We start from the raw sequence: 12628 nt of genomic DNA on the forward strand, positions 1-12628 counted from the left end.
AATTATCCTGAAAGCATTATTGTTCAAGGAGGAACAAGATGAAGATTACTCCTATCGATATCGCGCATAAATCTTTTGGAAAAAAGATGATGGGACTTGATTCTGATGAAGTGACGGATTTCCTTCAACAGATCGCTGCACAAATGGAATCTCTAATCCAAGAGAAGAACGCTTTGAAAGAAGCTCTTCGCGAAAAAGAACTCTCTTTGATGGAGTATAAAGAGCGTGATCAAGTTTTGAAAGAAACGATCGCGACAGCAAGTCAGATGGCAGATCGCCTTCGTCAAGATGCAGAACGTGAAGCAAAATTGATCGTGGCAGATGCTCAGCAAAAAGCCGAAATCATCACTCGTGATTCTCGTGACTCTTTGAAAAAGATGTACCAAGAAGTCACGGAATTGAAACGCGCTCGTATGCAATTTGAAGCGAACTTGAAAGCTTTGGCTCAAGCTCATTTGTCTTTGCTTGAACAAGGTGAAAAGTACATGCCACAAATGCAACTTCCTAATCACAACATCGCTCAAGGTCCTCAAGGAAACACAGGTCGCTCAACGAACGTGTCTCCACTTTCAGCGGAATAGTTGTTTTCCCCAGAAATGATTGAATCAATTCAAGGTGGAGTTCGACTCCACCTTTTTATTCAGCCCAAAGCCTCGAAAAACGAAGTCATCGGACCTCACAACGGCGAAATCAAAATCAAACTAACCTCCCCACCTGTTGATGGCAAAGCTAACGAAGGCTTGATCGAATTTCTGTCTGATATTTTTGATATTCCAAAGCGTGATATCACTCTGGTAAAAGGCGAAACGAATCGTCACAAGGTCGTCGAAATTCTTGGTGCGGACCTCCAAAAGGCCCACACCCTTATGAAGTCAAATCAATAGCTGCCTCAATCTTGATTTGTTTCGAGTGACTTAATTATCTTCGTTTTTTCTTCAACTGGAGAGGGAAATCGCCGGTGTCAGCGGGACGAACTTTCTTTTTGGGTGGTTTCGTCGGACGAGCTTTGAACTCTTCTTGTGAAACCCCATCATCGGTGTCTTCACGGAACTGCTGCACCTTCTTTTCAGAGCTTAATTGCGTATCAGAGCGATCATGCATTTCCGAACGTTGGGTTGGGACCGGACTGTTCACAGGAGCATAAGGTCTTTCCACGTATCCCGATGCCATGTCGTAAGAGTAACGAATAAATCCACCCACATGAAATCCGTCAGCCGCATTATTACCCGCTAAGGTCATCCCACCGTTTACTTGCAGTGTCCACTGCGGATTGATCACGATATCAGCATAGATTTTCGTGTCGATGATCGAAGGATTGATCGAGTAAAATTTCAAAGAACCCGCATTCACCTGATTGAGATAAGTCAATCGTGTGGTTTCTTTGAAGGTACCCTTGTCTTCATCATCACTGATGCTTTGAGAACCAAAAACCTCACCACCAAAATGGACTCGAGATGCTTTGATTTGTGCTCCAAAACCCCAAGGCATCAGATAAGAACGACCATCACCGCGATATTGAAATCCAATCCAACCATATCCACGAGCTGGACCGAAATCTTTTTGCGCAACCAAACGACCCCAAGCTTGGACGACACCTTCCGAATTCAAGGAGCTATCGGAATTCATGTCGACCTTTTCAATGGGTACGACCAAGCCGAACTCAGGAATCAAATCAAACATTTCCGAATAAGCCATAAATTCAGCGCCGGCCATGATCTCTGTGAATGTGCTATTGGTTCTTTTCGCAACAGTATTATCACTTTCCGAGTTCCCGATGTTACCTGATGCAAACACTGACCAGTCGCGACGTGGAGTGTAACGAGTTTCGAAGTTGAAATCCAAGAGCGTGTATTTTGCACCGGAAACCAGGTTTTGCTTCTTACCTGAGGAGTCATAATTCGCCTCAGAACTAAAGTAATTGGTGCCGAGCTGGAAATCCCAAGTATCTCTTTTAAATTCTTTGTAGTTGTCTAAAGCGAGGGCTCCCGAAGCCGACAAAAGAATGCCTGAGAGAAGCACTAAGCTCTGAAGTTTATTTGCCATTTTCATCACTTCCTAATATTAAACACCCTATGACGATGACATCAAACAAATCACAGCTCGCCGTTATCTTTTTCACCGTTTTCCTCTATCTTGTGGGCTTTGGTGTAGTTATTCCCATCATTCCGATTTTGAGTCGTGATTTCGGTGCGACTGCATTAGAAACTGGACTGCTTCTCTCTGTCTATTCTTTGATGCAATTTTTGTTTTCTCCCTTTTGGGGCCAGTTAAGTGACAGATGGGGACGTCGTCCTATCTTGCTTTTCTGCTTGGTTTGCGAAGCGCTTTCGTATGTTCTCTTTGCGTGGGCCCGTTCATTAGAATGGTTGTTTATCGCGCGCGCACTGGCTGGCTTTTTTGGAGCGAGTCTTTCAACAGCATCGGCTTATATTTCCGACATTACTCCCAAACATGAACGCTCAAAAGGCATGGCCCTCATTGGGGCTGCATTCGGATTAGGCTTTGTTTTTGGTCCGGCACTGGGAGGTGGCTTGGCGGTTTGGGGTCGTCACATTTCTTCTGAACCACACTTTGATACTTCATTTGCCTTTTACTGGGTCGCAGGTCTCTGCATCGCCAACTTCCTTTTTGGTTTGAAATTCCTAAAAGAATCTTTGAATGAAAAAAGTGAATCAGCAGCGAAGAAAAAACGTTTTTCTCTTTTGTGGCATTACCTCAATACCAAAACAGTTGGCTCTTTGCTCTCCGTTTTCTTTTTGGCGTCTCTTGCCATGTCTTCCATGGAAGCGACATTGATTCTTTTTATGGGCGAAAAGTTTCAATGGGATGTAAAGCAAGTCAGCTTCGGATTTGCTTATATCGGTGTGATCATTATCTTTACTCAAGGCTTTTTGGTCCGTCGACTTCTTCCAAAATGGGGCGAGCGTAAAGTTTTACGTTTGGGATTGATCTTGTTTGCGATCGGACTCACGGGTATCGCTCTTGCGCCAAATATCCCGATGATGGCGTTAACCATGACTTTGCTTTCTTTAGGAAACGGCCTGACCAATCCTTCGACCTTGGGAAGTATCAGCTTGCTTGCAGAAGCAAAAGAACAAGGTGCCGCGTTGGGAGTCACTCAAAGTATGGCGTCCCTTGGCCGTATCATCGGTCCTGCAATCGGTGGTTTTTTATACGGACACTTGGCCATCACGGCCCCTTTTTGGGCGTCAGGTTTGATGGCCCTTGCCGCAATTGTTATAGTTTTGTCAGTTTATCGTTTTATTCCTGATCATGCACGGGTGGCTACACATGGATCTTAATCAGCTTGGTTTTTTCCAATTCGACAATCTTGTTCAAGGCCGCGTGCCTTTTATTCTTATAAATATGGGAGCAGATCTGAGCCATATTTATAAAGGTTTCGTCGCGCAACATCTGCAAAACGTTACAATTGACTGCAATTCCTCAAGTGAAGCTGTCAGCAAAGTGCTCGAAAAGAAACTTCCGAACCATTATGCGGTGGTCGTGATTGATCATGATGGCAGCCGCAGTGGACCCGTAGTGACGGCACTGGAAAAAGCCGGATGCATCAACGTTTATTATGTTAAAGGTGGAGTCAAAGGCATCGACCTCGAGCGACAGGGCGGCAATTAACATATCCTTAAATTTGTGTCTTGGCGACCGGGCGAACGTATTGCATACTTACTTCGTCCCTAAAACAAAGAGACTTTAAACAAGGATGTATAAATGAAGAAGCTTTTGTTAACAACACTGGCTATTTCTGCAATGACAACAAGCGCTTTCGCAGGAAGCCTCAACCTAGACGCTCGCGTCGATTACAACTCAACAACTTTTGATGCTGACACGGCTTCAGCAGATGCTCCAAGTTTTTCGAAGTTCTACTTCAAAACAGGTCGCTTGGATTACGCTGGAAAATTGAACGACGAAGTTTCATTCCGTGTTCGTTGGGCTTACACAAAAGACCAAGTTCCTTCTCTTCGTGATGCAACTCCAAAAGGTATTGAGCTTGCTTACCTGACTCATAAAATGAGTGATCTTTTCTCGATTTCATTCGGTAAATACAACACAGAGTTTGGCGGATTCGAAGGTGCTACAAGTGGCGCTGATCTTTACTTAACTTCTGAGTTCTACACTCAAAAAGGCGCGAACAGTCGTAACCTTGACGGAACAACTCTTGGCACGACTGATCTGTTGTATATGACTGGTGCGAAAGCTGCTTTCACATTCGAAGGTCAAACAGTGTTCTTGATGGCTGCGGACGCAGAAAAAGACGTGACTATTGGTGGCGAACTTGCTCAAAACTACGGTTTGATGGGTCTTGTGTATAAAGGTGCTTTCATGGAAAAAGCCCTTCAATTTATGGCTTCTTACCACATCCTAAATGCATCTGAAGATGACAAAAACAACTTCTATGCTGTAGGCGTGAAGTGGGACTCTGCTCCTATCATGGCAAGCCTTGACTACCTTATGTCAGAACACGAAACGACTGCCAAAGACACAGTGACATCTATCGTTGGTAAACTTGCTTACACAGGTTTTGAAAACTGGATCCCACGTCTTGAAGTGATTTCTTCTGAAGAAAAACGCGAAATCGGCACTGCTGAGACAAATAAGTTCATGAGCTACGGTGCGGTTGTTGAGTACGTACCTAAGAAAGAAGATACTTTCCGCTACCATATTGCTTACAACACAACAACTGAAGACCACGAAACTCTTGGCGATATCTCAAGACAAGAAATCGTTGTTGGTACACGCTTGCTAGCAGATTTCTTGAAATAGTCTCTAGTTCAAGACAGATTTGAACACCAAAAAAGGCCACGGGAACGTGGCCTTTTTTATTTGCCTGTCACGCTACAATTTTCAAAAAATAATCTCCACGCTTCAGATCAAACCAATCGCCGTTCAGCTCTGAACACGTCGCTTCTTTATGCTTGAAACCCGGAAATCATTTCAAGCTGTGAATGTGTTTTGTCATTTGGGCAGAAGTGAATTAGAAACTTTGGTACATTTTGGGGATGGGAATCAGCGTGCTTAAAGAGTTTATTAAATACTCTCTTTCATTTTTATTGATCGCTTGTGTGCATGCGACGGCTTCGCAGGAACCGTCGCAACCACCTGTTGATCCAGCGCCTGCTCCAGCACCAACACCAGAACCATCACCAGTTCCACCACCTCCGACGCCTGCACCGACGCCACCTATTGGAATGGCATTTCTCAACCCGACAATCTACTATAAGCCGACCATTTACCTTGATAAGAGCAAATGTAACGGTGACATCGTCGATATGATTTCACCAGAAGGTGCGGTTCTAGTAAGCCTTTGTGGACCTGACTACCGCAATTGCTTAATGCAAGGCGCTTGCTTTGTTTACGACAATGGACAGTTCCGCTCTTACAACTACTATGCCCGCGGTACCGACGACGTTCCACGCTTTAAAGAAGTGGATACAAAAAAATGTCCTTACGGTTACGGTGTTCGTAACAGTTGCTTAGATCCTTACTTTACGGTGGCTGCTGATCTCAAAATCTACAAACCAGGTGATGTGATCTTTGTTCCTCGTATCGTCGGAGTCACTATGCCAACCGGCGAAGTCCACGACGGTTTCTTTATTGTGCGCGACCGCGGAGCTGCTATTGTCGGGATCAGCCGTTTTGATTTCTTTACCGGCTTTGAAGGCCTGCGTGATCGTAATAATATTTTAGTGCGAATGGGCTTTGCGAATAAGGCGAACCAGTTTGAATTCCGTATGGCAACTGAGGAAGAAGCAACGGCTGTTCGCGTACGTCAAGGATATCCAGGAATCAGGCGAGCAGTGGTGTTGCCTCCGATGGCTCCACCAGCTCCCCGCCAACAAACTCAGAACTAAGCGGCGCGCTTAACGCCTGTCAACGTCTCAAGGTTCACAATTGTCGTTGTCAATCCACCAGTTGAATCATTCAAACTTGATGCAGCTTCAGAGATCGTCTCTGATGACGCCGCATTTGTTTGTGTTGCTTGGTCCAATTGATTCATCGCTTGAGTGATTTGCGATACACCTGTGCTTTGCTCCGTACTTGCTGTTGCAATTTCATTGTTCAAGCTTGCAACTTTCGTAACTGAATCCAAAATCTTTTTCAAAACTTCATGGCTGGATCCTGCAACACGGTGACCTTGTTCAATTTGGTCCACGCTCTCAGAAATAAGACCTGAAATCTCTTTTGCAGACAGAGCACTTCTTTGCGCCAAAGCGCGGACTGCTTCTGCAACAACTGCGAAACCTTTACCTTGCTCACCGGCACGTGCCGCCTCAACCGCTGCATTCAATGCCAGCAAATTCGTTTGGAAAGCGATATCGTCGATAACCGTGATGATCTCTTCGATTTTTTTAGAGCTCTTCACGATTTCTTGCATTGAGTGCATCAAATTTGAAATCTCACTTGAACCTTCTTCAGCAGATGATTTCGAAACTTGTGACAAGTCAGATGCCATTTTCGCATTATCAGCATTTAGCTTAATCATACTTGAAAGCTCTTCAAGTGAAGCCACTGTTTCTTCAAGCGACGCTGCTGATTCAGTTGAAGCCGCAGAGAGGGCCGAGCTTGAACCTGATAGGTCACTTACCAACTTACGGATTTGACCATAAGCTGAAGACAAACTTTCCGTTTGCAAACGAATGCCTTGTTTCAACGAGTGAGATGAAAAGAACATAGAAATAGAGAGGAAGATAATCATCACACCAATGCTACCCAAAGCCCATTGAGCGTGAGAAGTGGCAGATACAACACTGGCTTCAGTACGAGCCGCCAAAACTTGTTCAAATTTCGCGATAGGTTCACCAATAGTCACAAGAAACTTGTGATAAGCTTCGTCATGCATCAACTTACGAGCGTATTCCAAGTTTGGTTCTTTCTTAACGGTAAATTTCCCGTCAGCATCTTGAAATAAACCTTTTGCCGCATTCATCGCAATTGTTTCTGTGATCACGAGTTCATTAGAGCGCTTTTCTGCTTCACCCAATAATTCAAATTCTTCAGCAGTAAAGCCTGCTTCTTTCATCAAAGTTTTGGAATCCACAGTTCTGCCATTCGCGCGGGCTTTTTGACCACCGCGAACCGCCAGAATATCCATATATTGTTGTTCGTATTGTGGATCGCCCGTCACCACAAAAGTTCGTGCTGTACGAGTAAGATTTGCCGAATCCCAACGCAGATCCTGAGCAAGCATCATTGATTTGAATTTTGCCTCTTGCGCTGTATTCACTTCTTTTTGTGAATAAAAAGAGATCCCCAAGCAGACATATAACGCCAAGACGATGCCCACGGAAAGAAAGTTAAAAAAGCGAACCTTTGCGAATACATTCATATAAAACCTCTAATTTTTGATTAGACTACTCTTCGGATCCCAAAGGTTGTTCTTTAGTAATGAACACTTGTTTATTAACTCACATTTTATTTTCAGCAGTATTTTCGGCCGTACCAAAGTAGGAAACGGAGCAGGACAAACAGGACATTTTGCGCAAATTTGAGATTAGAACTTGGCCCACCATCGACGCTTCTGTAAAGGTAACATATGACTCATTTGCCTCATCTTATCACTGACTTAGGTTTCATCCTTGTTATTGCTGCGCTCTCCACTTTGCTGTTCAAAAAATTAGGACAGCCTTTAGTCTTGGGATATCTGATCGCGGGTTTCCTAGTAAGTCCTCATGTTCCTTTTATTCCCACGGTGACAGATAACGAAAGCATCAAAGTCTGGTCTGAGATCGGCGTGATCTTCCTTCTTTTCAGTTTGGGACTGGAATTTAGTTTCAAAAAACTTTTCAAAGTAGGTGGCGCGGCGAGCTTTACCGCCGTCTTTGAAGTGATCTTTATGCTGGGCCTTGGTTACTTCGTCGGACGACTCTGGGGTTGGAACACCATAGACAGCTTGTTCTTTGGTGGTATTCTTTCAGTTTCTTCGACGACAATTATTGTGCGTGCCTTTCAAGAACTCGGAATGCGCGGCCAGAAATTCGTCGAACTGGTGTTCGGAATTCTTGTTGTTGAAGACATCGTTGCCATTTTGTTGTTAGTTCTGCTCACTGCCATCGCTGGATCAGGTGCAATCTCCGGTCTGGATCTTTTGGGCTCAGGACTGCGTCTTCTTTTCTTTATCGCTTTATGGTTCGTTGTCGGTATTTTTCTTATTCCGATTTTTCTGCGCAAAATTCGCTCTCTTTTGGAAGACGAAACAACTCTGCTTGTCGCTATCGGCCTTTGTTTTATGATGGTGATGATCGCTGCCAATGTAGGCTTTTCTCCCGCATTGGGCGCGTTCGTCATGGGCTCGTTGCTGGCTGAAACTCCAGAGGGTCATAAAATGGAGCATGTTCTACAGCCGGTGAAAAATCTTTTTGCCGCGATCTTCTTTGTCTCTGTCGGTATGATGATCGATCCTAAGGTTTTGATCGAACGTTGGGATATGGTTTTGATGGTCACCTTGATCACGATCTTCGGAAAATTTGTCAGCACTTTTTTGGGTGCCCTCCTATCTGGAAAACCGCGCAAGACAGCTTTGCAAGCAGGCATGAGCTTGGCGCAAATTGGGGAGTTCTCATTTATTATTGCTTCGTTAGGTGTGAGTCTGAAAGTGACATCGGATTTCCTTTATCCGCTGGCAATCGCGGTCTCCGCCGTGACGACATTCACGACACCTTATTTGATTAAGGTGGCTGAACCTTTTTATCGCTGGATCGACCCCAAGATTCCTCCGTCAATTGCCCAAGCTATGGACCGCTATCACACTTCCTTTAATCAAACAGGCAAAGGTGGTATGGGCAGCCTGATTCTGAAGACCTACGGATTTAAAATTTTACTCAACGCTATTGTGATTATCGCGATCTTAGGAACATATCGAAATTTCCTTAGTGTCGAGATGACAAACTACCTGTCAGAGAGTCCATGGGCCGGAGTGATTTCTATTCTGGTGGTACTGCTGGCATCAGCGCCCTTCTTCTGGGGCCTCGTCATGGGCGGACCTTCTTTAGGAAGTCGCCGAGAAGCAGAAGAGCTGCAAAAACTCCGAGGACTGCAAATTACGATTTTTGCGGGTCGTGTGTTGATCGCTCTGATTTTGTTATCAGCCCTCTTAGCACAATTTGTGACATTGCGTATGGCCTCAGGTGTGGTGATCGGTACTTTGGCTGTGGCCTTTTTATTCGGTCAATTCTGGGTGCGACGCCTGTATCAGTTCATTGAAAAAAACTTTTCAAAAAATCTGACTGAAAAAGAGCGCAAAGAGCTGGTAAGTTCACAAGTGGCGCGCAAATTCTTGCCGTGGGAAGCCAGTCTGGGCGTTTATGATGTTATTGCTGATTCCGAACTTGTTGGGAAGTCTTTGCGAACAGCCCTGGTAAAAGAAAAATTCGGTGTGACGATTTCAGCAGTCTTTCGCGGTTCACAACGGCATTTTGCTCCTGGTGGGGACTTTGTGATTTGGCCTTACGACAAGCTTCTTTGTTTTGGTAGCGAGGATGAGCTGCAAAAGTTCCACGAGTTTCTCGAGGCCGAAAAACAACACCAATCTTCCGGAAACGTGGAAATCGTGGCTCGGAAAGAGGACTTTAGCCTGCATTCGTTTATTGTGGATGCAAACTCCCCGTATAAAAACAAATCTATCCGCGATAGCGGCATTCGCGACGCCCATAAAGGCATGGTCGTGGGAGTCGAACGAGGCCATGAGAAAATTTTGGGACCAACTGGCAATTTCGAAATGCACGAAAACGACTTGATTTGGGTTGTTTCGGACCGAAAAGGCCTCTAATTCGCCAGTTTTGACCTAGGTCTGTGCGGTGCAGTTCGCCAAGCTACACCGCACAAGCGACTACCCAGTTCTGCCTACATCTGATACTCTCAAAAGGTTCAAATTCCGAGGTGTTTCATATGTCAGAACAATTATCCGATCGTTATAATCCCGCTGATGTTGAAGGCCGTACCTACCAGTGGTGGGAACAGGCTGGTTACTTCAAAGCGCAAGACCAATCTACAAAACCTCCGTTTTCAATTATCTTGCCGCCACCAAACGTCACGGGCTTCTTGCACATGGGTCATGCTTTGGATCACACGATCCAAGATATGCTCATTCGCTGGAAACGCATGAATGGTTACAACACGATGTGGTTGCCGGGAACGGACCACGCCGGTATCGCCACACAAACTGTCGTTGAAAAAGAACTTAAAAAAGACGGCGTCACTCGCCACGCTTTGGGTCGCGAAAAATTCGTGGAAAAAGTATGGGAGTGGAAACACACATACGGTGATCGCATTTATTCTCAAATGCGCCGCTTGGGCGATTCTTGTGATTGGGAACGCGCGACTTTCACTTTGGATGAAGGCGTATCAAAAGCCGTTCGCAAAGTTTTCGTAAGCCTTCACAAAAAAGGTATGATCTATCGTGGTCAACGCTTGGTGAACTGGTCAGGTCCCCTTGAAACGGCAATCTCAGATCTTGAAGTTGAGCACCAAACGATCAAAGGTTCTTTGTATCACATCAACTACGCTCTAGAAGATGGTTCTGGTTTCTTGACCATTGCAACAACTCGTCCGGAAACGATGTTGGGTGATACGGCGGTTGCTGTAAATCCTGAAGATGAGCGCTACAAACACTTGATCGGGAAAAATGTTGTTATTCCTTTGATCAACCGCAAGATCAAAATCATCGCTGACACTTACGTGGATAAAGCGTTTGGTTCTGGCGTTGTGAAAATCACTCCTGCTCATGACTTTAACGACTACAAAATCGGTAAAGCTCATAACCTTGAGTTCATCAACATCCTCACTCGTAAAGCAGAGATCAATGAAAACGGTGGCGCTTACAAAGGACTTAAAGTTCAAGAAGCTCGCAAACGTATCCTTGAAGATTTGAAAGCTCAGAACTTGCTTGCCAAAGAAGAACCACATGTTCACTCAGTAGGTCACTGCTCGCGCTCTGGCGCAGTGGTTGAACCGTTCTTGTCTGAACAATGGTTCGTTAAAATGGAAAACTTGGCGACTCCAGCAAAACGTGTTGTTGAAAATGGTACCATCCGTTTTGAACCCGAGTCTTGGACAAAAGTTTACCTTCACTGGTTAAACAACATTGAAGACTGGTGTATCTCTCGCCAATTGTGGTGGGGCCACCGTATTCCGGTTTGGTATTGCAATAACTGCGAACACCAAAACGTAAGTGAAACAGACATCACAGCGTGCGAAAAGTGCGGCAGCCACGATATCAGACAAGACGACGACGTTTTGGATACTTGGTTCAGTTCTGCACTTTGGCCGTTCTCGACAATGGGTTGGCCAAATGAAACTGAAACTTTGAAGACCTTCTATCCGACAAGTTACTTGGTAACGGGTCACGATATTATTTTCTTCTGGGTTGCTCGTATGATCATGATGGGCCTTGAGTTCAAACGTGATGTTCCTTTCCGCACAGTTTATATCCACGGTTTGGTGCGCGATTCTCAAGGTCGCAAAATGTCCAAATCTTTGGGGAACTCCATCGACCCAGTTGAGATGATTGAGAAGTACGGAGCGGATGCTTTGCGCTTCACATTTGCAGCTCACTTGTATTCTGGTAAGGATTTTAAATTCAGCGAACAACGCTTGGAAGGCTACCGCAATTTCATGAATAAAATCTGGAATGCGGCTCGTTTCGCGTTATCGAACTTGTCTGACTTTAAAGCTCCGTCTGGTGGAACAAATGCATTGCCGAACAAATCGCATATCAGCGTATTTGACCAATGGATCATCACCAAACTTGCTGAAGTAACAAAAGAAGTTGAAGAGGCGATGGAAGCGGAACGCTTTGCAGATGCTGCCAACGCTTTATACCAATTCATTTGGAACCAATTCTGTGATTGGTACATCGAATTCACGAAACCAGTTATGAACGGCACAAATGCAGAAGAAAAAGCGGCGACTCAACTTGTGATCGCGCAAGTTTTGAATCGTATCACGCGTCTTCTTCACCCGTTCTGTCCGTTTATCTCGGAAGAGATCTACCAAAAGCTACCGATCAAAGGTGCGGCTTGTATCGTAGATCAATTCCCGAACACTCGTAACGACAAAGAGTTTTTGTCTTTGGCTTCAACAAGTGCGGCGTTTGAGATCGACGTCGTTAAAGAAGTAATCACAGCTATGCGTAATATCCGCGGTGAAAACCGCATCAGCCCAGCTATTAAATTGAACGTTCGTTTGGGAGTCACAAACGATACAGTTCAAAAACTATTGGGTAACAACCGCACAGCAATCATGACAATGGGCCGCCTTGAGAACCTTGAAATCGGCGAAGAAGGCAACCTTATGAAGTGTGCAGTGACTTCTGTTGTGGTGAAAGATGCCAGCGTGAAAGTGATCATCCCTCTTGAAGGCTTGGTCGATTTCGACGAAGAAGTAAAACGCATCAACAAGACAATGGAAAAGCTGCAAAAAGATATTTCTTCTCTCACAGGCCGACTCTCGAATGAAAAGTTCGTAGCCAATGCTGATGAAGAAGTTGTGGCAGCGGACCGTGCGTTGTTAGCACAATCCAAAGTTCAATTGGAATCTTTGCGCGAATCTTTAATGCGCTTCCAATAGATTTTTTGAGTTCCTGAAAATGAAAAAGCCCACACCTTGAAAGTTGTGG

General features: G+C 44.9%; 10 protein-coding genes. 8 read left to right on the plus strand and 2 right to left on the minus strand.

The genetic code is table 11. The features are described from left to right. Positions 1–38 precede the first annotated feature (38 nt). Together ACLWOR_RS05065 and ACLWOR_RS05070 are read left to right on the plus strand one after the other, a co-directional pair. Positions 39–581 (plus strand): DivIVA domain-containing protein, encoded by a 543-nt coding sequence (locus tag ACLWOR_RS05065; RefSeq protein WP_413939591.1) that lies wholly within the window; start codon positions 39–41, stop codon positions 579–581. 15 nt (positions 582–596) lie between these two features. Then, a complete protein-coding gene (locus ACLWOR_RS05070; RefSeq protein WP_413939592.1) occupies positions 597–884 on the plus strand; it encodes a DUF167 domain-containing protein in 288 nt (95 codons plus the stop codon). 34 nt (positions 885–918) lie between these two features. Here the strand turns inward: ACLWOR_RS05070 and ACLWOR_RS05075 are convergent, their stop codons facing one another. Then, positions 919–2043, minus strand: coding sequence for a hypothetical protein (locus ACLWOR_RS05075; protein WP_413939593.1), 1125 nt, complete (start codon positions 2041–2043; stop codon positions 919–921). A 29-nt stretch (positions 2044–2072) separates the two neighbouring features. Between ACLWOR_RS05075 and ACLWOR_RS05080 the strand changes: the two genes are divergently transcribed. The 4 genes from ACLWOR_RS05080 to ACLWOR_RS05095 all read left to right on the plus strand — a co-directional run bounded on the left by ACLWOR_RS05080 (position 2073) and on the right by ACLWOR_RS05095 (position 5867). Continuing rightward, a complete protein-coding gene (locus tag ACLWOR_RS05080) occupies positions 2073–3302 on the plus strand; it encodes an MFS transporter (RefSeq protein ID WP_413939594.1) in 1230 nt (409 codons plus the stop codon). Then, the gene (locus ACLWOR_RS05085; RefSeq protein WP_413939595.1) at positions 3292–3633 is read left to right on the plus strand and encodes a rhodanese-like domain-containing protein; all 342 of its coding nucleotides are present in this window, start codon (positions 3292–3294) and stop codon (positions 3631–3633) included. The genes ACLWOR_RS05080 and ACLWOR_RS05085 overlap by 11 nt, the downstream gene beginning before the upstream one ends. A 93-nt stretch (positions 3634–3726) precedes the next feature. Further along, complete coding sequence (locus tag ACLWOR_RS05090) at positions 3727–4779, plus strand: porin (protein WP_413939596.1); 1053 nt, start codon at positions 3727–3729, stop codon at positions 4777–4779. A 236-nt stretch (positions 4780–5015) separates the two neighbouring features. Further along, positions 5016–5867, plus strand: coding sequence for a 3D domain-containing protein (locus tag ACLWOR_RS05095; RefSeq protein ID WP_413939597.1), 852 nt, complete (start codon positions 5016–5018; stop codon positions 5865–5867). Here ACLWOR_RS05095 and ACLWOR_RS05100 read toward each other — a convergent pair. Continuing rightward, entirely contained in the window at positions 5864–7342 is a 1479-nt protein-coding gene (locus ACLWOR_RS05100) for a methyl-accepting chemotaxis protein (protein WP_413939598.1), read from the minus strand. The genes ACLWOR_RS05095 and ACLWOR_RS05100 overlap by 4 nt on opposite strands. 207 nt (positions 7343–7549) lie before the next feature. Here ACLWOR_RS05100 and ACLWOR_RS05105 point away from each other — a divergent pair, with 207 nt between their 5' ends. Beyond that, complete coding sequence (locus ACLWOR_RS05105) at positions 7550–9781, plus strand: cation:proton antiporter (protein ID WP_413939599.1); 2232 nt, start codon at positions 7550–7552, stop codon at positions 9779–9781. Between the two features lie 119 nt (positions 9782–9900). Continuing rightward, on the plus strand, positions 9901–12579 hold the full coding sequence (locus ACLWOR_RS05110; RefSeq protein WP_413939600.1) for a valine--tRNA ligase: 2679 nt from the start codon (positions 9901–9903) through the stop codon (positions 12577–12579). Positions 12580–12628: the final 49 nt, after the last annotated feature.

The sequence above is a fragment of the Bdellovibrio sp. HCB2-146 genome (assembly GCF_047345725.1).
GTDB lineage: Bacteria > Bdellovibrionota > Bdellovibrionia > Bdellovibrionales > Bdellovibrionaceae > Bdellovibrio.